Annotated in this window: 23 protein-coding genes; 11 read left to right on the forward strand and 12 right to left on the reverse strand. The window is 67.4% G+C overall.

Annotated elements, in window-relative coordinates:
• Positions 1-86: 86 nt before the first annotated feature.
• The 3 genes from pds to KQ305_RS01115 are packed head-to-tail and all read left to right on the forward strand — an operon-like array spanning position 87 to position 4056.
• Complete coding sequence (pds, locus tag KQ305_RS01105) at positions 87-1511, forward strand: 15-cis-phytoene desaturase (protein WP_259723613.1); 1425 nt, start codon at positions 87-89, stop codon at positions 1509-1511.
• A complete protein-coding gene (locus KQ305_RS01110) occupies positions 1508-2437 on the forward strand; it encodes a phytoene synthase (protein WP_259723614.1) in 930 nt (309 codons plus the stop codon). Before pds ends, KQ305_RS01110 begins: the two co-directional genes overlap by 4 nt.
• A complete protein-coding gene (locus KQ305_RS01115) occupies positions 2434-4056 on the forward strand; it encodes a TolC family protein (RefSeq protein WP_259723615.1) in 1623 nt (540 codons plus the stop codon). Before KQ305_RS01110 ends, KQ305_RS01115 begins: the two co-directional genes overlap by 4 nt.
• Here KQ305_RS01115 and KQ305_RS01120 read toward each other — a convergent pair.
• The gene (locus KQ305_RS01120) at positions 3947-5422 is read right to left on the reverse strand and encodes a HAMP domain-containing protein (RefSeq protein WP_259723616.1); all 1476 of its coding nucleotides are present in this window, start codon (positions 5420-5422) and stop codon (positions 3947-3949) included. The genes KQ305_RS01115 and KQ305_RS01120 overlap by 110 nt on opposite strands.
• 134 nt (positions 5423-5556) lie before the next feature.
• Here KQ305_RS01120 and KQ305_RS01125 point away from each other — a divergent pair, with 134 nt between their 5' ends.
• Both KQ305_RS01125 and KQ305_RS01130 read left to right on the forward strand, forming a co-directional pair.
• Positions 5557-6321, forward strand: a complete 765-nt coding sequence (locus KQ305_RS01125; protein WP_259723617.1) for a MinD/ParA family protein — start codon at positions 5557-5559, stop codon at positions 6319-6321.
• A complete protein-coding gene (locus tag KQ305_RS01130) occupies positions 6308-6628 on the forward strand; it encodes a hypothetical protein (RefSeq protein ID WP_259723618.1) in 321 nt (106 codons plus the stop codon). The genes KQ305_RS01125 and KQ305_RS01130 overlap by 14 nt, the downstream gene beginning before the upstream one ends.
• Here KQ305_RS01130 and KQ305_RS01135 read toward each other — a convergent pair.
• The 5 genes from KQ305_RS01135 to KQ305_RS01155 are packed head-to-tail and all read right to left on the reverse strand — an operon-like array spanning position 6619 to position 11666.
• Positions 6619-7596: an alpha/beta fold hydrolase gene (locus KQ305_RS01135; protein ID WP_259723619.1), complete on the reverse strand. Its 978-nt coding sequence runs from the start codon at positions 7594-7596 to the stop codon at positions 6619-6621. The two genes, KQ305_RS01130 and KQ305_RS01135, sit on opposite strands and share 10 nt — an antisense overlap.
• 20 nt (positions 7597-7616) lie before the next feature.
• On the reverse strand, positions 7617-8300 hold the full coding sequence (locus KQ305_RS01140) for an ATP-binding cassette domain-containing protein (protein WP_259723620.1): 684 nt from the start codon (positions 8298-8300) through the stop codon (positions 7617-7619).
• A 5-nt stretch (positions 8301-8305) separates the two neighbouring features.
• A complete protein-coding gene (devC, locus tag KQ305_RS01145; protein WP_259723621.1) occupies positions 8306-9493 on the reverse strand; it encodes an ABC transporter permease DevC in 1188 nt (395 codons plus the stop codon).
• Positions 9490-10587 carry a DevB secretion protein gene (locus KQ305_RS01150; protein ID WP_259723622.1) on the reverse strand — a complete coding sequence of 366 codons (1098 nt, stop codon included), beginning with the start codon at positions 10585-10587 and terminating at the stop codon, positions 9490-9492. Before KQ305_RS01150 ends, devC begins: the two co-directional genes overlap by 4 nt.
• Positions 10584-11666 carry an aromatic ring-hydroxylating dioxygenase subunit alpha gene (locus KQ305_RS01155; protein ID WP_259723623.1) on the reverse strand — a complete coding sequence of 361 codons (1083 nt, stop codon included), beginning with the start codon at positions 11664-11666 and terminating at the stop codon, positions 10584-10586. Before KQ305_RS01155 ends, KQ305_RS01150 begins: the two co-directional genes overlap by 4 nt.
• A 119-nt stretch (positions 11667-11785) precedes the next feature.
• Here KQ305_RS01155 and KQ305_RS01160 point away from each other — a divergent pair, with 119 nt between their 5' ends.
• The gene (locus tag KQ305_RS01160) at positions 11786-12994 is read left to right on the forward strand and encodes an MFS transporter (RefSeq protein ID WP_259723624.1); all 1209 of its coding nucleotides are present in this window, start codon (positions 11786-11788) and stop codon (positions 12992-12994) included.
• A gap of 35 nt (positions 12995-13029) precedes the next feature.
• Here the strand turns inward: KQ305_RS01160 and KQ305_RS01165 are convergent, their stop codons facing one another.
• A complete protein-coding gene (locus KQ305_RS01165; protein ID WP_259723625.1) occupies positions 13030-14046 on the reverse strand; it encodes an aromatic ring-hydroxylating dioxygenase subunit alpha in 1017 nt (338 codons plus the stop codon).
• 1 nt (position 14047) lies between these two features.
• Entirely contained in the window at positions 14048-15055 is a 1008-nt protein-coding gene (locus KQ305_RS01170) for an aromatic ring-hydroxylating dioxygenase subunit alpha (RefSeq protein ID WP_259723626.1), read from the reverse strand.
• 121 nt (positions 15056-15176) lie between these two features.
• Here KQ305_RS01170 and KQ305_RS01175 point away from each other — a divergent pair, with 121 nt between their 5' ends.
• Both KQ305_RS01175 and KQ305_RS01180 read left to right on the forward strand, forming a co-directional pair.
• Positions 15177-15695, forward strand: a complete 519-nt coding sequence (locus KQ305_RS01175; protein WP_259723627.1) for a Crp/Fnr family transcriptional regulator — start codon at positions 15177-15179, stop codon at positions 15693-15695.
• A gap of 63 nt (positions 15696-15758) precedes the next feature.
• Positions 15759-15938, forward strand: coding sequence for a hypothetical protein (locus KQ305_RS01180; protein WP_259723628.1), 180 nt, complete (start codon positions 15759-15761; stop codon positions 15936-15938).
• A 9-nt stretch (positions 15939-15947) separates the two neighbouring features.
• Here KQ305_RS01180 and KQ305_RS01185 read toward each other — a convergent pair whose 3' ends face one another.
• Positions 15948-16376 carry an RNA-binding protein gene (locus KQ305_RS01185; RefSeq protein ID WP_259723629.1) on the reverse strand — a complete coding sequence of 143 codons (429 nt, stop codon included), beginning with the start codon at positions 16374-16376 and terminating at the stop codon, positions 15948-15950.
• A 68-nt stretch (positions 16377-16444) separates the two neighbouring features.
• Positions 16445-17776, reverse strand: a complete 1332-nt coding sequence (locus tag KQ305_RS01190) for a CCA tRNA nucleotidyltransferase (protein ID WP_259723630.1) — start codon at positions 17774-17776, stop codon at positions 16445-16447.
• 28 nt (positions 17777-17804) lie between these two features.
• Here KQ305_RS01190 and KQ305_RS01195 point away from each other — a divergent pair, with 28 nt between their 5' ends.
• Genes KQ305_RS01195 through KQ305_RS01205 form a run of 3 tightly spaced genes read left to right on the forward strand, consistent with a single transcriptional unit; the run spans position 17805 to position 19413 of the window.
• Complete coding sequence (locus KQ305_RS01195) at positions 17805-18062, forward strand: Ycf34 family protein (RefSeq protein ID WP_259723644.1); 258 nt, start codon at positions 17805-17807, stop codon at positions 18060-18062.
• The gene (gene tsaB / locus KQ305_RS01200) at positions 18059-18718 is read left to right on the forward strand and encodes a tRNA (adenosine(37)-N6)-threonylcarbamoyltransferase complex dimerization subunit type 1 TsaB (protein WP_259723631.1); all 660 of its coding nucleotides are present in this window, start codon (positions 18059-18061) and stop codon (positions 18716-18718) included. Before KQ305_RS01195 ends, tsaB begins: the two co-directional genes overlap by 4 nt.
• Positions 18712-19413 (forward strand): YdcF family protein, encoded by a 702-nt coding sequence (locus tag KQ305_RS01205; protein ID WP_259723632.1) that lies wholly within the window; start codon positions 18712-18714, stop codon positions 19411-19413. The genes tsaB and KQ305_RS01205 overlap by 7 nt, the downstream gene beginning before the upstream one ends.
• Here KQ305_RS01205 and KQ305_RS01210 read toward each other — a convergent pair.
• A complete protein-coding gene (locus tag KQ305_RS01210; protein WP_259723633.1) occupies positions 19355-20080 on the reverse strand; it encodes a 1-acyl-sn-glycerol-3-phosphate acyltransferase in 726 nt (241 codons plus the stop codon). The two genes, KQ305_RS01205 and KQ305_RS01210, sit on opposite strands and share 59 nt — an antisense overlap.
• On the reverse strand, positions 20077-21006 hold the full coding sequence (gene fabD, locus KQ305_RS01215) for an ACP S-malonyltransferase (RefSeq protein ID WP_259723634.1): 930 nt from the start codon (positions 21004-21006) through the stop codon (positions 20077-20079). Before fabD ends, KQ305_RS01210 begins: the two co-directional genes overlap by 4 nt.
• Positions 21007-21014 lie beyond the last annotated feature (8 nt).

A 21014-nucleotide genomic window follows, 5' to 3' on the forward strand; every position in this document is an offset into this window, starting at 1 on the left:
GCCCGATACCGTCGCCGCGGCCCCATCCCACCGGTCGCCCCTGCCCTAGAGGGCCCGATAAGGTTGCTGTTGATCTCGGGTTCAATATGCGGGTTGTGATCGCCGGGGCCGGGCTGGCCGGCCTGTCCTGCGCCAAATACCTCTGTGACGCTGGCCATACCCCGATCGTGCTTGAGGCCAGAGATGTGCTGGGCGGAAAAGTGGCGGCCTGGCAGGACGCGGATGGCGACTGGTATGAAACCGGCCTTCACATCTTCTTCGGCGCCTATCGCAACATGCGCCAACTCTTTGCCGAGCTGGACATCGAGGATCGTCTGCAGTGGAAATCCCACTCCATGATTTTCAACCAGAAGGAAGTACCGGGCACCTATAGCCGTTTTGATTTTCCTGATCTACCTGCTCCGTTCAACGGTGTGGCCGCGATCCTGGGGAACAACGACATGCTGACCTGGCCGGAGAAGATCGCTTTCGGCCTCGGCCTGGTTCCTGCCATGCTTCGCGGCCAGGCCTATGTGGAGGAATGCGACAAGTACAGCTGGAGTGAATGGCTCGAGATTCACAATATTCCTGAGCGCGTCAACGATGAAGTTTTTCTCGCCATGAGCAAGGCGCTCAACTTCATCAATCCCGAGGAGATCTCCAGCACGGTGGTGCTGACAGCCCTCAACCGCTTCCTCCAGGAGACGGATGGCTCCCGCATGGCCTTCCTCGATGGCAATCCCCCAGAGCGGCTCTGCCAGCCGATCGTCGAGTCCATTGAGGCTCGGGGGGGCGAGGTACATCTGGATTCGCCCCTCAGGGAAATCCGCGTCGACCAGAATGGAGCCGTTACCGGCTTCCGCATCGGTGGCATCAAGGGCCGCCCCGAGCGCGAGATCCAGGCCGACGCCTACGTGAGCGCCATGCCGGTCGATCCGCTCAAGCTCTTGCTGCCTGAGCCCTGGAAGCAACTGCCGTACTTCAGCAAGCTCGAGGGCTTGCGTGGGGTGCCGGTGATCAACATTCATCTCTGGTTCGACCGCAAGCTCACCGCTATCGATCATCTGTTGTTCAGCCGCTCCGATCTGCTCAGCGTCTATGCCGACATGAGCAACACCTGCCGGGAGTACGAGGATCCCGATCGCTCCATGCTCGAGCTGGTGTTCGCTCCGGCGGCCGACTGGATCGGTCGTCCGGACGAAGAGATCGTGGCCGCCACGCTGGAGGAACTCAAGCGCCTGTTCCCCGTCCATTTCACCGGCGCGTCCCCGGCACGGCTGCGCAAGTCGGTGGTCGTCAAGACGCCGCTCTCCGTCTACAAAACCGTGCCTGGCTGCCAGCAGCTGCGTCCCTCCCAGGCCTCCCCCATCCCCAACTTCTTCCTGGCCGGTTGCTTCACCATGCAGCGCTACCTGGCCTCGATGGAGGGTGCGGTGTTGAGCGGCAAACTCTGCGCCGCCGCCGTGGACGCCAGCCTCTCTGGCGGCCGTGGTCAGGGGCCTGCCCCGGCCCAGAGCCTGGCAACGGTGTGAGTGTGCTGGCCCCCCTGCCTCGATGTCTCTCCTCCGATCTGCAGGACGCCTATGAATCCTGTCGGCAGGAAACGGCGCGCTGGGCCAAGACCTTCTATCTCGGCACGATGCTGCTGCCCCCGGCCAAGCGCCGGGCGATCTGGGCGATCTACGTCTGGTGCCGCCGCACCGACGAACTCATGGACAGCGCCCAGGCGCAGACCCTTTCCGCCGATGTTCTGCTGGAACGCCTCGACGCCTGGGAGGAGCGCACCCGCGCCCTGTTCGCCGGCCGTGCCGTCGATGCCCTCGACAGGGTGATGGTGGACACGATGGAGCGCTTCCCCCAGCCCCTTCAGGCCTACCTCGACATGATCGAGGGCCAACGGATGGACGTGCTGCGCGATCGCTACGCCAGCTTCTCCGACCTCCAGCTCTATTGCTACAGGGTGGCTGGGACCGTGGGACTGATGACCCAGGAGGTGATGGGGGTCGATGCCGCCTACACCTCCGCCCCCTGGAGCGAGCGCCCCGACACGTCGGAAGCCGCCGTGGCCCTGGGCATCGCCAACCAGCTGACCAACATCCTGCGCGATGTGGGTGAGGATCGCGGTCGTGGTCGCATTTATCTACCCCAGGAGGATCTTGACCGTTTCGGTTACTCCGAAGACGATCTCATGGCCGGCCGTCTCAACGAGAACTGGCAGGCACTGATGCGCTTCCAGCTCGAGCGGGCCAGGGATTGGTTCAACCGTTCCGAAGCCGGTGTTCGCTGGCTGGCACCGGATGCCCGCTGGCCCGTGTGGGCGTCGCTGCGACTGTATCGGGGAATCCTTGATGTCATCGAGAGATTGGATTATGACGTCTTCAACCACCGTGCCTTTGTGCCCAGGGTCGGCAAATTGCTGGATCTTCCCTTTTCCTATGTGATCGCCCAGACGCGATGAAGCGGCGTTCCATCTGCCAGGCCCACGGGCCTTCGATGCTGCTGTGCCTGTCTGTCCGCCTCACCCGTTTCGCCATGGCGGCCTGCATCGGAAGTCTGCCGTTTCCATCACTGGCCTGGGCCCAGTCCCTGCCGGCCTCGGTCAGCCCACCTGAGGTCAAGGACGTGGAAGGTCTGGGGGCGGGATGGCCCGGCCCGATGCCCACCGCTGACCGTTTGCCCGCTTTGCCCAGCGACCTGCTGGGGGCCCTGACGATGGAGCAGGCGGCGGCCTGGGCCGTGGACCGGAATCCCGTGGTGCGCTCCGCCTACCAGTCCCTGGTGGCCACCCAGAACAGCCTCGGTGCGGCCTACGCCAGCTGGTGGCCCACCCTCAATCTCAGCCTCAACGGCGGGCCCTACGGCTCCAAGACCTTCTACAACTACCCCTTCAGCGCCTCCGCTGGTTTCCCGACCGGCACCTCCAGCCTCGCCAATGCACGCGTCTTCGAGGCGAGCTACTTCCAGGCCATCGGCCAGATCGATACCACATGGAACCTGATCGATCCCACCCGCTCGGCAACGATCTGGCAGAACAAGTACCTGGTGCGCCAGGCAGCGGACACCTATGTGATCACCCGCCGCGACCAGCGCCTCAAGACCCAGTCCGCCTTCATCGATCTGCAGCGGGCCGTGGCCGCCGTGAAGACCGGCCGGGAGATCGTCGAGAACGATGAGCTGTTGTACCGCCTCGCCCTGACCCGGGTGCAGATGGGGGTGGCCTCCAAGCTGGAGGTCTTCAAGCAGCAGACCGTCCTGCTGGCCGATCGCCAGTCGCTGCTGGCTGCTGAGCAGCAGGTGGAGACCGCCCGGGCCAACCTGGCCCAGCTGCTGGCCACCCCCAGCCCCGACGCCCTCTCACCGGCCTCGCCCTTGACGCCGCTCGGCGCCTGGGGCCACGCCCTCGACGACACGATCAACGCCAGCCTGGCTTACCGCAAGGTGCTGGAACAGCAACTGCTCGCCATCCAGACCAATGAGGCCCAGGCCCGGATCTACCTGGCCACCTACCGACCCACCCTGCAGCTGATCACCTCCCTGTACTGGACCAAGGGCGTGGGCTATCTGTCCCAGGGGCCGCCGTTCGTGCCCGATGCCCGCTCCGATGCCTGGAACGGATCGGCCCTGCTGCAGCTCACCTTCACCGGCTTCGACGGCGGTCAGGCCCGCATGAACGCCGCCGCGGCCCGCCGTCAGGCGGCGGCCGCCGCCGAGACCTACAGCGCCACCCTGCTGCAGGTGCGCAGTGAGGTGCAGTCCCTGGTGGCCCAGGCCCGCTCCGGCCGCAGCATCGTGGTGGCCGGCGCCGAACGGGTCAAGGCGGCCAACGGGGCGCTGCGCCTCCAGACCCTGCGTTTCAACGCCGGCTACGGCACGATCACCGATGTGGTCCAGGCCCAGCAGGAGATCAGCCAGGCGGTCAGCTCCTACATCCAGAACCTGGCCAACTACAACGACGTTTTGGTGCAGCTCAGCCGCTCGAGCGGCCTGCCCGTTCAGCCTGATCCCGCCCTTCTGGAGGCGGTGGGCAATCCCCTGCAGACCCTGCGGCTGCCGACACGGATGGCGCAGATGCGCTGATCTGCTCCAGACGCCGCTGGCGCATCGCCCGCGCCCGCGCGCTGAGCTGTTCGAAGCTGGGGTCGTTGAGGATCGAGCAGACCTGGCCCTGCAGTTCCTTGGCGTTGATGTTGATTTCCATCTGGCGGATCTGGGCCCGCAGCGAACTCTCCCGGTCGGCCACGGCCCCCGACATCCGGTTGAAGGCCCGCACCAGCCGGCCGATGGCGTCATCGGCGGGATAGGTAAGGGCCTGATGGTCCTGGCCATCGGCGATCGCATCGGCGGCGGTCGCCAGCTCATGCAGCTGCCGCTGGATGCCGCGGGTGATCAGCCAGGCGGCGACCCCGCTGGCGCTGATCAGGATCAGGGTGAGAGTCACCAGGCGGCGGACCATCTGGTCCTTGGCTTTCTGCATCGGCAGGAGGGCATCGGCCAGGGCCTCCTCTTCCACGGACACCACCGCCAGCCAGTTCCACTCCGGAAAGGTGGAGATGTACAGGTGCTGCAGCACTGGGCTGCCGGTGCCCAGGGTGCGCACCCTGGCCTTGCGCTCAAAGGTCCTGCCCATGGCCAGGGTCCGTGGATCGGGAATGCCGCCGTTCTGCCGCATGGCCATGGCCAGGTCGACGCAGGCCTGGGTGTCCGGGGTCTGGTAGCTGCAGTACAGCGCCCCGCTGGGGCTGATGCCGAAGAAGGCCGTCTGATGGGTGTCGACGGGGAAGAGGCTGGAGCCGGCGGCGAGCAGCCTGGAGGCGGCCTGGGTGCTGACATCCACCAACAGGGCCAGGTGGCCCTCGCCAGGCTTCCGACCCGAAAGGATGGTCAGCCGGGCCATCCGCCAGTCCCCATCCAGTTGCAGCATGGTGCTGCGAGCGGTCTCCGCGGCAGGGGCGCCCTTGAAGAGGTTCTCGAAGTCGTCCACCGTCGCCGACCTGGCCGGTGTGCCGGGCTCCAGGGCTTGGCCCCGGCTGGTGATGCCGGTCAGGCGCCGCCAGGTGCCGGAGCGGTCGCGGTAGTAGACGGCGGCCTGCTCGTGGAGCATGGCCAGGGGGAGTCGCAGCCTGTCGTTCAGCAGGGCGGGGGCCTCGGCCGTCGTCATGGGTTGGCCGTTCCAGGAGAGGCGCCCGACCGCATCCAGCCTCAGGGGAGCGAGGGCCCGGCGCAATTCCTGGGAATCCTGAATGATGTCCCGGCTGAACTCCGTGGCCGTTTTCTGGATGATCGACGTGGTCACCGCCAGGGAGGAAAGGTTGTCGTGGTCGAACATGGTGCTGATCTCGATCCGGGCCTTCTGGGCCAGGCGGATCGAGCCGATGGTGGCCAGCGCCAGGAAGATCGCCAGACTCACGAGCGGGCCACTGATCCCCAGGAGCAGCAGCCTCACCGACAGCCGCATGGGTCGCCCCTGCTTCGCCTCCGGTGTCCTCTTGGGCCGTCCAGGAAAACTTGGGCGAATCTTCAAAAGGGCTTGCAACACCATGCCTATGATTTTCTCACGTCCGTGAGTTGGATGGCTTCATGACCAGGATCCTTTCCGTCCATTCCTTCCGTGGTGGAACGGGAAAATCCAACCTCTCGGCGAATCTGGCTGCCGCATTCGCTGCCCGGGGATTGAGGGTCGGCGTGTTCGACACCGATCTGGCTTCACCGGGCATTCATGTGCTGTTTGGATTCACGGCCGGCCCGGAATCCCATACGCTCAACGACCATCTCCAAGGCTCCATTCCGATCGAAAAGTGTTCCCATGACGTCACCCCTTCCTCGCTGCGGGGTGGCAAGGGGCGCATTTTTCTGGTACCCGCTGCCATGGACGGGGACAGGATCGCCCGCCTGCTGCGGGAAGGCTATGAGGTCGAGCGGCTGAATGATGCGCTGTTCAGCCTCGGCCAGAGTCTGCGCCTGGATCTGCTGATTGTGGACACGCACCCGGGGATCAATGAGGAAACCCTACTTTCCACGGCCATTTCCGATTGCCTGGTGATGGTGATGCGCCCGGATCAGCAGGATTACCTCGGCACGGCCGTGGCGATCGAAGTGGCCCAGAGGTTGATGGTGCCCGAGGCCCGCCTGGTGGTGAACAAACTGCCGCCCCATTTCGATGCGGAACAGGTGCGGGCCCGGGTGGCCCAGAGTTACGGCATTCCGGTGGGAGCGATCCTGCCCCTCAGCGAAGACCTGCTGAACATCGCCAGTGGCAGCCTGGCCCTGGTGGATGTCCCCTCCCATCCCTGGAGCACCGGGGTGACCCAGCTCGCGGCCGATCTCGCCGATGCGCTCCTCTGAGCCCCCCGACGCCGCCGGCGACAGCCCGGCGCCGATGGCCCTGCCTGAGGGCCCCCTGAGCATGGGCCGGTTGGTGGCGCTGGAACCGGCGTTGCTGCGACAGCTGCTCATCATGGGCCTGCGGGCTGGCCTGGCGGAGCCGGAACTCGACGCCTGCTGTGCCGCCGCCGCCCCCTCCGTGGGTCAGGCCCCTGAGCAGCTGCGGGCCCGTCTGCAGGAACGGGGCTGGCTGCGCTGGGATCCAGAGCGCCAGCGCTGGCGCACCCGGCTTGGCGCGGCCAGGCCGGCTGCTCCGCCTCAGGGCTGATCCACCAGGGCGAGCCACTCCTCCAGCACGGGGTTCACCAGGGAGGGATTCTCGTCATGGGGGCAGTGGCCGAGGCCGGGCAGGATCCGCAGATCACGCACCGCGGCAAAGGCCCCGGCCCAGCGCCGGGCCTCCGCGACCGGCTCCCACGGGTCCGCCTCCCCCCAGAGCATCCGGACCGGAATGGTCAGCTCCGCCAGCATGTCCGGGGCGAGCCGGTCGCGGAAGAGGTTGATGAAACCCCGGAAGCTCTCTTCGGCGCCGGGGCTGCGGGCCGGGGTCAGCAGCAGCTGCACCAGTTGGTCGTCGATGCCGTCACCGGAGGGGTAGGCGGCGCCCAGCACCCGGCGGATCACGCCGGGATTGGCCACCCAGCGGAACAGGCGACCCGTGAGCCAGCGCTGCCGCACCAGGCGCTTCAACAGGGGCCGGCCGATCCGGCGCAGGGGCGGCTGATCGCCCAGGCGTCGGTCGTCCAGGCTGCGCTGGGCGCAGTCGATCAGGATCACCTGGCGGGCGTCATCCCCGAGCCTGGTGGCTGCAGCGAGGGCCACGACGCCCCCGATCGAATTGCCGACGAGCTGGACCGGCGTGCCGATCACCTCCCGAACGAAGGCCGCCACCTGATCGGCCCACAGGTCGATGCCGTAGCGCAGCGCTAGGCCGTCGTCGGGTTCGCCCTCGAGGCGGGAGGGCGGCTTGCTGCTGGCCCCGAAGCCCACCAGATCCAAGGCGAAGACGGGACGGTTGCCGGAGAGGGGCGGCAGGTTGTGGCGCCAGTGTTCCTTGCAGGCGCCGAAGCCATGGATCAGCAGCACGGGCAACGCCCCAGCCGGGCCTGGTGCCGCAGGCGAGCTGCGCACGTAGCTGATCGTCTGCCCCTGCCACGGCCAGGTGCCCAGCCAGTCCGCCGGGAAAAGCGTGTCGCCGCTGGACGTGTCGCCGCTGGAAGGGGGGGTGACGGGCATGGGGCCGGGTGACGGGGGACTCAATGGGAGCCCTTCCAGGGTTCGACCCTGCCATCTTCAATGGCCCAGATCCGATCGGCGTCATCGAGCAGGCGCAGGTCGTGGGTCACCAGCAGCACCGAACTGCCCCGCTTGCGGCAGAGGTCGCCGAGCAGGGCCACCACCTCCTGGCCGGAGCTGCTGTCAAGGGAGGCGGTGGGTTCATCGGCCAGCACCAGGTCGGGTTCGGGGGCCAGGGCCCTGGCGATCGCCACCCGCTGCCGCTGGCCGCCGGAGAGTTCGGAAGGGAAGTAATCCAAGCGGTGTCCCAGGCCCACGGCCTCAAGCAGGGCGGTGGCCCGGTGCAGGCGCCGTTTGGGATCCGGTTCACTCAGCTGCAACACCAGCGCCACGTTCTGCAGGCTGGTGAGGGAGGCCACCAGATTGTGGCTCTGGAAGATGAAACCGATGCGGCGGCGGATCTCCACCCGGCTGCGCTCACTGGAGCGCCGCACCTCGCTGCCCAGGACCTGAAGGGATCCTTCCTGGACCGATCGCAGGGCCCCGACGAGGGTGAGCAAGGTGCTCTTGCCGCTGCCGGAGGGCCCCACCAGCAGGGTGATCTCGCCTGGATTCACGCTGAAGCTGATTCCGTGCAGGATCTCGCTGCGCAGCGGACCTTCGCCGTAGGCGTGGCGCAGATTCTCGGCGACGACGGGCAGCATCGTGTTCAGAAGACGCTGGCCGGATCCGCATCCCGCAGCTTGTTCAGCGCGATGGCGGCCGCCAGTCCGCAGACGCCGATGGTCAGGCTGAACACCAGCAGGGTCTTGTCGGTGGTCATCATGATCTGGATGCCGGAGACGGCGGTGAGAAAGGCATAGAGGGCGGCGCTCGCCACAACGGCGGGGACAAAGGAGGAGACCGCCAGGATCGAGGCCTCCTGGAGCACCAGGATCAGCAGGAAACGGTTGCGGAAGCCCAGGGCCTTGAGGGTGGCGTATTCGTGCAGGTGGTCGCTGACATCGGTGTACAGCACCTGGTAAACGATCACCCCCCCCACCAGCAGTCCCATGATCGTGCCGAAGCCGAAGATGATGCCGAAGGAGGAGCTGGTGTTCCAGTAGTTCTGTTCATTGGCGATCAGCTCCGGCTTGGTGAACACCTGCAGCTGGCTGCCGTACAGGGCTCGCAGGTGACGCTGCACGGAAGCGATGGCGGCCGGATCCCTGACGCGGATCAGACCCATGGAGATCTCACCTGGGTTGATTTGCTTATACGCCAGTTGCAGGGCCGTGGTGTCGCTGCTGATCAGATTGCTGTCGGCGGCAAAGGTGGAGCCGAGGCGAAACAATCCCACCACCCGAAAGGTCTTGGAAAAGTCGGACAGGATCATCGTCTGGCTTCCCTGGGCCTTGACCGCCGCTGCCAGCGGACCGGTGTTGCTGTTGCCGGCCGCGTCGAAGAGCACATAGCCGGGCGTGCGGATCCGGTCGATCTGCTCACGCACCGGCGCCAGATCGAGAATCTGCTGGTCGGGATCGAAGCCGATCAGTCGCAGGCTGGTGGGTTTGATTCCGCCCATCTGCTGGGCATTCACATTGGCCACGTAGACGGGAATCACATCGCTCACCCCAGGCACACCCAGCGACTGGTACAGCTGGGACTGGGGGAACTGCTGGAAGGCGCCACTGTCCCGGGTGCCGGGGCTGATCACCACCAGATCGGTGATCAGGGCCTGGTAAAACGTGGTGGCGCTGGTCAGCAGACCCGACTGGAAGCCCAGCTGCATGAACATCAAAAGGGCGGCGAAGCCGATGCCGGTGACGGCCACCAGGTAACGGATCGGCTGCCGCTTCAGCTGCAGCCAGGCCACCGGCAGATCGCCCAGGCTGCGCCTCAGGGAGCGGCCGATCACGGCAGGAAGCGGACGTTGACGTTCAATCCGCTGAGCTTGGCGAGGCGGCTGGAGTCGGCGGGCGACAGGTTGATCTTCACCAGCACCACCCGGGCATTGACGTTGTTGTTGGAATTGACGCTGAACAGATCCCGGTCGGACACCTCACCGGTGATGTTCTGGACGCGGCCCTGCAGTTTGCCGCTGAAGCCACCGCTCTCCGGCCAGATCTCGACGGGCTGGTCGCGGCGGACCTGGGGGATGTCGCTCTGGAACACCTGGGCCCAGACCTGCATGGCCCCGATCTGACCGGCCTGGGCGAGTCCCTGGTCCGTCTCTTTCATGCCGGGCCAGCTGTAGATCCGCAGCAGGCGTCCGTCGAGGGGGGAGCGGATCTCGGCGTTGCGCAGCTGGCTGCGGGCCTGGGCGAGGTTGGCCTTCGCCACCGCGACATCGGCGAGGGCCACTTGCCGGTCCACCGGGCGGACCGTGAGGTTGTCGTAAAGGGTGCCTTTGAGGGCCTGGATGTTGGCCTGGCCCTGGGCGAGGGCCGCATCGGCCTTGCCGAGCTCCTCCTCGGAGATCGCCCCGGCCTTGAACAGCTCCACGCTCTTCTGCTGGCTGATCTTCAGGTAGGGAATCACTACCTGTTCGGCCTTGAGGTCGGCTTCGGCCTTGAGCCGGGCCCCCGCCCTGGCCCCGGCATCCACCTGGGCGAGCTTGGCCTCGTTGAGGGCCATCTGGTTTTCGGCCTGGACGACGCCATCCCGGAGGCTGGCCCAGCTGCTGAGGAAGCCCAGCAGCTGGCCGCGGCGAATCGTCGCCCCTTCCGGCACCAGCCACTTCTCGACGACCTCCGAGCCGCCACTGTTGCCGGAGGCGGTGGACAGGGACACGACGCCCCCCATGGGGGTGAGGCGTCCCAGGGCGGTCACGGCACGGGGCGCCAGGGGCGGTGGGGGCGGGGCGGGGCGGTGGCTCAGCTGCCAGCCCGCCAGCCCCAGCACGGCCAGCGCCGACACCGTGATCAGCTTCTGGCGGCCGCTGCCCCAGGCGCGCTCCCGCCAGAAGCGCTGCAGGCCCTCCAGCCTGTCCACGTGCGGCGTCTCCGTCACGAACCGAGGGCCTCTGGGCGCGCCATGGTAGCCAGCGGTTCTTCGCTCAGCCAGCGGCGGTGCATGCGGCGGAACTCGATTGAGAGGATGTCCGAGGCCACATGGCGTTCTTCGGTGAGATCGAGGGGGACGGGGGTCGGCCGCTGGCTGCGCACCACCCCATGGTCCTCCTCGAAGATCGTCCGGGAGATGGCGACTGACTTGGTCGCGCTGCCGGGCAGCCGGAAGCGTTTGCGCTTGGAGTACTTCACCCAGCGGGCCACGGTGTGGCTGTCGCTCTGGGGCAGGCTGGCGTTGAAGAAGACAAAGCGCAATTGGTCACCGATGCTGGTGTCGACGATGTTCAGATTCGGGTAATAGAAACTGAAGGTGGTGGTGGCGCAGAGGGGCCCGCTCTGGCCCATCACGCTGCGCAGCAGTTTGAGGGCCCCTTTCACCGGCAGTTCGAAGCTCACCGTGGCGGCGATCATCCGATCCTCCTTGCGTAGATCGACGGGAATTGACAGGGGCGAATCCTGACTGGCGAAGGTGCCCTTGTGCACCCAGTAGGCGTGGGAATTGTCGAGGTTGGACTCGATCACCCGGCTGAAATGGGTTTCCCAGTCGAAGCTGCTTTCCACATGGCTCCAGTCGGCAGCCGGGAAGAGGGGCAGTTCGGGAAGCAGGGACGGATCCGGAGGATCGGGGCCCCACCACATCCAGACAAAGCCCCGCGATTCGATCACCGGCCGCTCCCCCACCAGGCTGCTGCGTGCTGGGGGGCTGGATCCGGCCGGTTCGGCGGGGGCCTCCAGGCAGGTGCCATCGGCTGCGAACTTCCAACCATGGAAGGGGCAACGCAGGCAGCCCGCCTCCATGTGGCCCAGGGCCAGGGAGGCTCCCCGGTGCGGGCAGCGGTCGCTGAACAGGCGTGGCCGCCCTTCTGCATCCGGGAACAGCACCAGATCGTGGCCTGCGAATGGGACGGAAATGGGCCCCTTCTGCAGAGCGAAGCCAGAGGCCACGGCGTACCAACAGTTCTGAGCCAGTTGAGACACCTGGGGAGATGTTGTCTCTGATACGGACCCAGGAAATGACATGCTCTGCTGAGGCTGCTGGGATCTTAGGCGAAGCGTCCGGATGGAGAGTGCGACACCCCCTAGATTGGCGCCGCCGCCAAGGTTGGGACACCCAACACTGCCGTTCGAATGATCCGAAAGTGATTCGCAAGCTGCGCAGTCCCCTGGCGATCGTGTTTCTCACCCTGTTGCTGGACAAGCTGGGCGAGAACATCGTCTACCCGCTTCTACCCTTCATCCTCGAGACGTTCTCCCCGGACGGACTCACCCTGGGTCTACTGGCATCGACGGCCACCCTGTTTTCTGTCCTGGCATCACCGATCATCGGTTCCCTCAGTGATGCCTTTGGCCGACGGCCGGTGATTCTTGTCTGCGTGGCCATCAACGCCCTGTCCCTGTTCATGTTCGGCCTGGCCGGAACATTGGGGCTCATCTTTCTCTCCAGGGCGATCAACGGCGTGTCCACCGCCACGGTTGGCACGGCCCAGGCCTACATCTCTGACATCTCGACCCCGGCGAACAGGGCCCGCAACTTCGGCATCAGTGGTGCAGCCTTCGGCCTCGGGGCCATCGCCGGTCCTGCCCTGGGAGGTGCCCTGGTGGGCTTCGGCATGCGCATTCCGGTGTTTGTGGCAGCAGCCCTGGCGGCCTACAACTTCCTGATGGCGTTTCTCTATCTCAAGGAAACGCTCCCCCGCGAGAACAGACCGCGCTTCAAGCGCGCGCAGATCAACGGATTGGCGCCGGTGATGGCCTTGCTGGCGCTGCCGAAGGCGAACCGCGTGGCCCTCGCTTTCTGCTGCTTTAACTTCGCCTTCAGCGGCTTCACCACCCTGCTGGTTCTATATCTCAAGGATCAGTTCTCCTGGTCGGCCTCCCAATCGAGCGGCATCTTCGTGATCGTCGGCCTCACGGTCACCTATGTCCAGGTGGCCCTCACCGGCCCGTTGGTCCGGCGCCATGGGGAGGCCCGCCTCAACAGCTACGGCCTGGTGGCGGTGGCCGCCGGCATTGCCCTGGTCCCCCTGGCCCAGGTCTTCGGCGCTGGGGCCGCTGTCGTGATCGTCACGGCCGCAGTGATGCTGTCGGTGGGGGCGGCCTGCGTCATCCCCACCGCCAGGAGTCTGGTGTCGCGGCTGGTGCCCGAGAACCGGCAGGGGGTGATGCTGGGCAGCCTGATCGCCCTCACGGGCCTGGCCAGCGCCTTGGGCCCCATGCTCGCCGGGGTCCTCTACGACCTTTCCCCTGCCCTGTGTTTCCTGTTGCAGGCCGTGGTGTGCTTGCTGGGGGTCCCCCTACTGCGTGGCATCAAGGAGCCCGTCCCGGTGCCGGTCGACATCGGCGGCTGAGAGTGGACGGTGCGCCCCTAGAGACGATCGCTGCCTCAGACCCGCGCCCGTTCGCGCATCATCCGCCGGTACTCCACAAGGATCAGGTCGGACTCGATCAGCACCTCGTTGGAGCCGCGGAAACTGACCCGCTTCGGCTCCTGCTCACTGATCACGGCCGCATCCTCCTTGGAGATCTGCAGACCCGTGTCCAGGGTGATGCGATCGAACAGCCGGTTGAGCAGGGGCGTGGTGCCCAGGAAGTTCCGGCCGTTGGTCACCCTGACGGTGGTTTCCCTGTCGTTGTCCGGCACATGGGCCTGCAGGGCCGCCAGGGTCAGGGCACCGAAATGGATGATCGAAACCACCACATTGGGATAAAGAAACCGGTACTCCTTGTAGGCATTGCCGGAATCCCCCTTCAGCAGCAGGCGGGTGAGGCCGGTGAGCTTCTTGACCTTGATCGGCATCCGTCCGTAGAGGCTGCCCGGTTCCACCTGGACGGGGTAGTGCTCCAGGCTGAAGTCGGTGGCCGGGTCCACCCGGCCGATGCTCTTGCCATGCACAAAGGCGGCATGGGTGGGATCGATGCCGTTCTCGATCGTCCGGGTGAAATGGGTGGCATAGGTGAAGGCCATGTCGCCTCCGTCCCGCAGGCTCAGCCCGGCCAGTTCCGGGATGTCCTGCACCTCCTCGTCGGGGCTCGTGTGCCGGCCGGCCAGCCACAACCAGACGAACCCGTGCCGCTCCCGGGTGGGAAAGGTGCGCAGGTGGGCCTGGCGGGGGATGGACTCCTCTGGCCGCAGGGCCGGGATCTGCACACAGGTCCCCTGGGCGTCATACCGCCAGCCGTGGTACGGACAGACGAGGGTGTCCCCCTGGGCCCAGCCCGCCGCCAGGGAGCAGCCCCGGTGGGCGCAGCGGCCATCAAAGGCCAGCACGCAGCCGCCGCCATCACGCATCAGCACCACCTCCCTGCCCTGGAAGCGATGGGCCAGGGGCTGGCGGCTCACCTGGCTGGAGAGCCCTACCGCATACCAGCAGTCGATGGGCCAGGGCGACGGGGAGTCCATCTCAGGCTGCCGTGGCGGCACTGGCGGCCGGACAGGCGCGGGCGAGGGCGCGGCGGTAGGCCAGGATCAGCTGATCGGAGGCCAGCAGCAGTTCATCACCCTGGGTGGTCCAGGAGGGCCCCGGTGGCTGGGTTTCCACCACGGCGCGGTCCTCTTCGTAGGTGTCGACGGTGTTACGGATCGAGTTGCCATCCGCCCAGCGGTAGGGAAGGAAGTTGCGTACGCCGATCCATTTGGTCAACGTGGTGTTGTCGTCAACGGGAATGTTGCTGGCGAAATAGATGTATTGAAATCCCTTCCAGTTGAAATCCAGGGCGATTCTGTTGATGTTGGGGAGATAGCTGGTGAGGGTGGCGCTGGAGTGGCTTCTTTCCCGTTTGACGATGTACTTCAACAGGCCCACCCTTGCCGGTGGCTTGACCTTGTGGTGGGTCGACACCAGGCCGGGTTCGCTCTGGATGGCCAGGCTTTCCACGCTGGCCTCCTCCCGGTTGCCGAAGAAGGGCTTGTGCACGAAGGGGGCGTGGGACGTGTCCAGCCCCGACTCCACGACACGGCTGAAGTGGGCGTTCCAGCGGTACTCCCCACTCACCGCCCGCCAGCCCGGCTGGTCCAGTTCGGGGAAGGGGGGAATGGGGACGCTGGCGGCCATGCCGGCATCGCCGGGAAAGATCCATAGGAAACCGGACTGTTCCCTGAGGGGGAAGGTGGCCATCCGGGCCCGGGCCGGGATCGGTGTGCCTGGCGGATCGGCCGGAATCCTGACGCAGTGCCCGGACACGTCATAGCTCCAGCCGTGATAGGGGCAGCGCACGCAGGATCCTTCCAGCCACCCCTTGGCCAGGCTGGCTCCCCGGTGGGCGCAGTAGTCGGCCAGGGCGTGGGCCTGGCCAACGTCGTCGCGGAAGAGCAGGTAGCGGCGCCCCAGCAGGGTGACCGAAACGGGTTGATTGCCGAGCCCGTGGGTGTGCTCCACCGCGTACCAGAAATTCTCGAGTCCCTTGGTCATTCCTCAGACGGGTGCGAGACGGGTTCCATTGGCCCACCGCCCTTGTTTAGCACCGGCTAGCCCGGGAACCAAGTTGAACTGGTTGGAGGAATTAGAGTGGGCTCCTGTTGACCTGCGACCATTGCGCAAGCTTCACCTTGACCCCGGTGAGTTCGCCTACCGAAGTGGAGACGGCGGCCAGGATGTTTATCTCGTCCGTACCGGGGCGATCGAGCTGGTCACCCTCTATCCCGAAACCGGTGAAGGCGTCGATGGGCGCCATGGGCCCGGCCACGTCTTCGGTGAGGTGGAACTCGTCGACGGCCGCAACCGTACCCACACGGCCCGGGCCTCGAAGCCCACGGAGTTGCTGGTGTTCAGCCGCGACGAATTGATGGATCTGCTGTTCGAGCATCCCGAACGCAGTCTTGTGCTGGGACGGAGCGTATTTGATCGCCTGCGCGACCTATACACCAATGAAACCCTGGAGTCCGACCTGGCTCGCCTGCGGGAGGAGATGCAGGCCAGCATCCGCGACGCAGTCGTTGCCCATGAAGGGCGGGTGGTGCGCAGCCACAACGGCATGGCCGCGATTGCCGTTCCCATCGTGCTGATGGTGCTGTTGGCGATCGGTTCCTACTGGTACTTTCACCGGGGTTGAGCCGCTGATCCGATGGGATCCCAGGCTCCAGTCCTCGGCGCCATCCTCCCAACATCCCTCGCCATGACGATCAAGCCGGTCCCTCCCGAAGACAAGCAGCGGACCCTCTCCGAATTCAGGGAGAGGATCACGGCCGACGTGGAGGCCGGCATTGACGGCCATGAGCGCAAGATGACACGCCTGGGATTCGTCTTCCTGGCGATCTTCGTCGGGGTCGTGGGTCTGATGGCGGTACTCCCCTAAGGCGGCGCCTCAGACCGCAGCTTTCTGGTTGGCCAGCAGGTTCTTGAGCTTGGCCAGTTCGCCGGCCCAGCGGGGATCGGGAGCGCCTTCGCCGACGGCGTCGGCATGGACCACCTTGTTGACGCTCTTGCGGGCGGCCGTCGGGGCGCTGCCGGGACGACGGTCGGCGCCGGCGGCTGGGCGGGTGTCACGGCGCTGCTCGGAAATCTCGATGCGCAGGGTGCTGCCGCCGAAGTCCTTGCCATTGAGCTGGGCAATCACCGCCTCGGCCTGGGCCAGGTCTTCGACGTTGGCAAAGCCAAAGCCCCGGCAGGCCCCAGTCTCGCGGTCGTTCACGGCCTTGAAGCGCACCCCCTCTCCCACGCTCGAGAAGAGAGCTTCCAGCTCTTTGGCATCAAAGGTTTGCGGCAGGTTGCCGACATAGAGACGGACGCTCATGGGAAGGGGGCGAGGGAAAAGGGAAAAAACTCTGGCAGGCGGTGCGATAGCGCCATTGCACTCAGCAGTTAATCACGCCGTGGGTCCGCCTCCGGCACTTCGCCCTGGCGGCCCAGCCAGGTCCTGGCGGCGGCAACGGCAGCTTCAGTGAGGCGGGGATCCTCCAGCTCCGCTGTGTCCGTCGCTGCCGTTTCACTCAGTCGACCGAAGGCCCTTTCGGTCGTGAGGTGGTCGATCAGCTGGCCGAGCCGGGGGCCTGGGGCGATGGCCAGCAGCTGTTGGAGGCGTCTGCCGTCCAGGGGCGGCCGGGGATGGAACAGGCGATCCGCCGGATCCCGCCAGCGCCGCAGGGCCAGCTGCGCCGCCTCCGGATCCAGGTGCAGCAGAAGCGCGGGCAGATCCTCCTCCAGTTGTCGGTGCAGCGCCAGCCGCTCTGCTTCGGCCAGGGTCTCCAGCGCTGGCCCATCGGCGGCTGTTGGTGTCTGCCGGAGCCGGTCGTGCCATTGCCGCAGCCGCTGGCAGCGCTGCTGCAAGCGGCGGCTGGCCCGCAGCCCTTCCAGGCTCCGGCTGTCCAGTACGGCCGCCAGCCGTGCCAGCGGCAGGGCCCAGGCCGCCTCCGCCGGGGTCAGGCCGCAGGCCTCAGGCCGCTGCGGTCCCAGGGGCTCCAGCGGCACCTCTGGCTCGTCAGCGGCTCCCCAGGGCTGGACCAGGCCCGCCTCCAGGGCCTGAGCCAGCCCCCGGTGCCCCTGGGCAGAGGCGGCCAGGCGCTCCAGTTCCGCCAGCACCCGCTCCCCGGCCACGACGGTGATCCGCTGCTGGTGGCGCCTGATCAGCTCCCAGGTGGCCGGTGCGATGGTGAAGTCCAGTTCGCAGGCCAGCCTCACCCCCCGCAGCAAGCGCAGCGGGTCGTCGAGCAGGTTGGCCTCGCTGATCGCCACCAGCCGGCGTGCCGCCAGATCCTGGAGGCCGCCACAGGGGTCGACCAGCACCAGATCGGCGGCATCGCTGCTGTCTGGTGACGTCGCTCCCCCAAGGGGCAGGGCGATGGCGTTGGCGGTGAAGTCGCGGCGGCCCAGATCGGCCGTCAGATCATCACCGGCGCAGCGGGCCAGGTCGATTGTCCAGCCCTTCAGCACCAGCCGGGCGATGCAACGCGCCTGGTCGAGCACCACACAGGTGCCACCGAACTGCCGCCCCAGGCGTCGGGCCAGCTCGATGGCGTCGCCGGGCACCACCAGGTCCAGATCCGGCTGGGCGGCCAGGCGACCCAGCAGGCCGTCCCGGATCGCCCCCCCCACCAGCGCCGTGCCCTCCGGAAACTGGGCGGGGGCCACAGGCCAGCGCTCCGGTGCCAGGGCCCGCCACAGTTCCGAGACTTGACGTCCCGGCTCGCACGCCACAATGGGCGCCCTGCTGGGCCGTGGCGGCATGTGCATCTGTGTGGATTGCCACTGGGTCGAGCGTTGTCAGGCCTACCACGCGGTTGAGCGTCAGCATGGCGTCGCCCATCTCACCGTGAGCCCCGATTTCAATCCCAGCCAGCCCCGCATTCACGTGCAGGTGGTCGATCTCGACGCCGCTGGGGCCAGCGTCGGGGTGGAGTGGGACGTGCGGGCCTGCTCCGATTTCCGCTCGGATCCGGGCCGCTGGCGCCGCTGGCGCCCCGATGGCCCCCTGCCCTCATGACGGGCTTCCCCGATCCGGCCAGCCGCCCCTGGCTGCTGGCGTTGCACAGCTCCAGCGACAGCCTTGGGGTGGGGCTGCAGCGCCTCGGGGCAACGCAGCCTGAGCGGCTGGAGAGTTTCCCCCTGGGCCGCTCCCTCTCCAATGGCCTGTTCGACTGTCTGGAATCGGTGCTGCCGGCCAGCGCCTGGCCCCAACTGGGCCGACTGGCGGTGGCCACCGGCCCCGGCGGCTTCACCGGCACCCGCTTGACGGTGGTGCTGGCTCGCACCCTGGCCCAGCAACTGGCCCTGCCCCTCGACGGCATCAGCAGTTTCCGCTTGATGGCTCGCCGCCTGCTCAGTGGGCCCCAGCCACCCGGTGCGGCGGGCCCCTTCTGGCTGCTCCAGGAGCTCCCCCGTCGTGGGGTGGTGGCGGGGCTGTATGGCGCCGATCCTGGCCAGCCCGGTGGCGTGGCCGAGCTGGAAGCCCCGAAGCTCCACCGCGGCAGCGACGCCCTGGCCCCCTATCCCATCCATCCCGCCGAGGTGCGCTTGCCGGAGGACGTGATCCAGTTGCTCGGCATCAGTGCCGCCAACGCCGGCGCTGGCTTGGCGGCGCCCTGGCAGCCGGTGCTGCCCCTGTACCCCACCAGTCCGGTGGAGGCGCTCCCATGCTGAGCCGCCCCGGTCCCCAACCCCGGCCCCGCCGCCGGCGCCGCCCGGAACGCACCGGTGCTGCGCCGGAGGGTCCTTCCCCGCGGGTCCGCCGCGCCCCCCCCGCTCCGCGCCGACCCTGCCGGGGCAGGGGAGTGCTGGTAGGCCTAGTCGGATTGATTCTGCTGTGGCTCTCCCGGGGGGTGTGGTGGCCTGCGCCGCCGCCGCCCCAGATGATCCTGGTGCTGGGGGGAGATGCCGATCGGGAGGCGGCGGCGGCCCGCCTGGCCCGCACCGATGGGCTGCCGGTGGTGGTCACCGGCGGCACCAACCCCGAGTACGCCCACTGGCTGTTCCAGCAGAAGGAGGGCTTGCCCTCCCGCCAGGTTCAGCTCGATTACCGGGCCCGCGACACGGTGTCCAACTTCACCTCCCTGGTCGACGATCTGCGCAAGTCAAGGATCCGCCACGCCCTTCTCGTCACCTCCACCGATCACATGGAGAGGGCCCTGCTGGTGGGACGGATCGTGGCCGGCAGCCGTGGCATCCACCTCACCCCGGTGCCTGTCCCCTGCGGTGACCTTTGCGTCGTCGAGGGCCGGCGGCGCTTGTGGGGCGATGGAGCCAGGGCGGCCCTCTGGGTGATCAGCGGCCGGGACATCAGGCCGTGGGTGGAAGAGCGGGTGGCTCCCTGGCTGGAGAAAGCAGGCTTCCGCTGATCGGGCCGAGGTCGAGCATCCGGTTGATCTGCTCCTGGGCGGCCCGGGTCACCGCATCCAGGTCGGGGCGCCGCCGGGAGACCGGGGGAGGGATCGGCGTGCCGATGCGGATGTGGATCGGCACCAGCCGGGGCCCGTGGCCGCCCGGTCCCAGGGCCCGGTGGCTGTTGATGATCGCCACCGGCAGCAGCGGCACCCCGGCCCGGGCCGCCAGCAGGGCCGCCCCGGGCTGGGGATGGTTGACGCGACCATCCTGCTGGCGGGTGCCGTCGAGGAAAACACCGGTTGCCCAGCCCTGCAGCAGCCGGTCGGTGGCGGTGCGGATCGCTTCGCGATCACCCGCGCCGCGCTCCACCGGGTAGGCGCCGCAGGCCCGGATGATCGGACCCAGGATCGGCACCCGGAACAGCTCCGCCTTAGCCATGAAGGCCACGGGCCTGCCGAGGGCATGGCCCAGCAGCGGCGGGTCGAGGTGGGAGCCGTGGTTGGCCACCACCACGACGGCCCCCTCCAGAGGCACGTTGTCGTTGCCGGTGGTCTGGCCTCGGAACAGCACCCGGAACACGGGAAACACCAGCAGGTAGCTGATCAGCCGGTAGGTCAGGCTCGGTCGTGGCGTGTTCAGCAGGGCAGGGGGATCGGCCGGTGGCCGGCGACGGCGCCTCACTGGCCCAGGTCGCCCGTGCCGGCGATCTGGGCGGTACCGAGTCCAGGGCAGCTGCGCTTGATCAGGCCACTGAGCACGTTGCCGGGGCCGATCTCCACCGCGGTGGTGATGCCGGCGCTCTGCAGGCCTTCCATCGTTTCGCGCCAGCGCACCCCCATGGTCATCTGCTGGCGCAAGCGCTCCTTGAGCGCCGTGGCGGAGGTTTCGGGCCTGGGATCGACGTTGCTGAGCACGGGGATCCGGGCATCAGCGAAGGGCACCCCCTCCAGTTCGGCGGCGAAGGCCGCGGCGGCGGCGGCCATGAACGGGGAATGGAAGGCGCCGGAGACGGCCAGGGGGATGGCCCGCTTGCAGCGCACCGTGGCGCTGACGCTGGCCACCGCCTCCGGGGTGCCGGAGAGCACCACCTGGGCGGCGCTGTTGTCGTTGGCGATGACCACGCCCTCGGTGGCCGCCACCACCTGTTCCAGTTCGTCGCGGTCGAAGCCCATCACGGCGGTCATGGCGCCGCCGCCGGCGGCGGCCATCAGTTCGCTGCGGCGGCGCATCAGGGCCAGGCCGGTCTCAGCGTCGAAGACACCGGCGGCATAGAGGGCCACCAGTTCGCCCAGGCTGTGGCCCGCCACCAGCTGGGCCGTGCGGCCCTGCCGGTGCAGTTCATCCACCAGCAGGCTCTCGACCACGAACAGGGCCGGCTGGGTGTTGCGGGTGTCGTTGAGATCGCTGGGTTCGCCGGGGCCCCCACTGCCACAGGCCCCTGACCCGTTGCCGGAGGCCTCCGACCCGGCGCAGATCGCCAGCAGGTCACGACCGAGCAGGGCCGAGGACCGATCGAAGCGCTCCCGGGCGCCAGGCAGGTCGATCACCCCCTCGGCCATGCCCGGCTTCTGCGAACCCTGTCCCGGAAAAATCCAGGCGATGGCCATGCAAGCCT

Source organism: Synechococcus sp. CS-1332 (assembly GCF_025127995.1).
Classification (GTDB): Bacteria; Cyanobacteriota; Cyanobacteriia; order PCC-6307; family Cyanobiaceae; genus Cyanobium.

Coding starts and splice junctions, on each gene's coding strand:
- KQ305_RS01115 (WP_259723615.1), top strand. CDS start 2,434: ATGAAGCGGCGTTCCATCTGCCAGGCCCACGGGCCTTCGATGCTGCTG.
- pds (WP_259723613.1), top strand. CDS start 87: ATGCGGGTTGTGATCGCCGGGGCCGGGCTGGCCGGCCTGTCCTGCGCC.
- KQ305_RS01195 (WP_259723644.1), top strand. CDS start 17,805: ATGTGCATCTGTGTGGATTGCCACTGGGTCGAGCGTTGTCAGGCCTAC.
- KQ305_RS01135 (WP_259723619.1), bottom strand. CDS start 7,596: ATGCCCGTCACCCCCCCTTCCAGCGGCGACACGTCCAGCGGCGACACG.
- tsaB (WP_259723631.1), top strand. CDS start 18,059: ATGACGGGCTTCCCCGATCCGGCCAGCCGCCCCTGGCTGCTGGCGTTG.
- KQ305_RS01180 (WP_259723628.1), top strand. CDS start 15,759: ATGACGATCAAGCCGGTCCCTCCCGAAGACAAGCAGCGGACCCTCTCC.
- KQ305_RS01125 (WP_259723617.1), top strand. CDS start 5,557: ATGACCAGGATCCTTTCCGTCCATTCCTTCCGTGGTGGAACGGGAAAA.
- KQ305_RS01170 (WP_259723626.1), bottom strand. CDS start 15,055: ATGACCAAGGGACTCGAGAATTTCTGGTACGCGGTGGAGCACACCCAC.
- KQ305_RS01155 (WP_259723623.1), bottom strand. CDS start 11,666: ATGTCATTTCCTGGGTCCGTATCAGAGACAACATCTCCCCAGGTGTCT.
- KQ305_RS01140 (WP_259723620.1), bottom strand. CDS start 8,300: ATGCTGCCCGTCGTCGCCGAGAATCTGCGCCACGCCTACGGCGAAGGT.
- KQ305_RS01130 (WP_259723618.1), top strand. CDS start 6,308: ATGCGCTCCTCTGAGCCCCCCGACGCCGCCGGCGACAGCCCGGCGCCG.
- KQ305_RS01185 (WP_259723629.1), bottom strand. CDS start 16,376: ATGAGCGTCCGTCTCTATGTCGGCAACCTGCCGCAAACCTTTGATGCC.
- KQ305_RS01165 (WP_259723625.1), bottom strand. CDS start 14,046: ATGGACTCCCCGTCGCCCTGGCCCATCGACTGCTGGTATGCGGTAGGG.
- KQ305_RS01205 (WP_259723632.1), top strand. CDS start 18,712: ATGCTGAGCCGCCCCGGTCCCCAACCCCGGCCCCGCCGCCGGCGCCGC.
- fabD (WP_259723634.1), bottom strand. CDS start 21,006: ATGGCCATCGCCTGGATTTTTCCGGGACAGGGTTCGCAGAAGCCGGGC.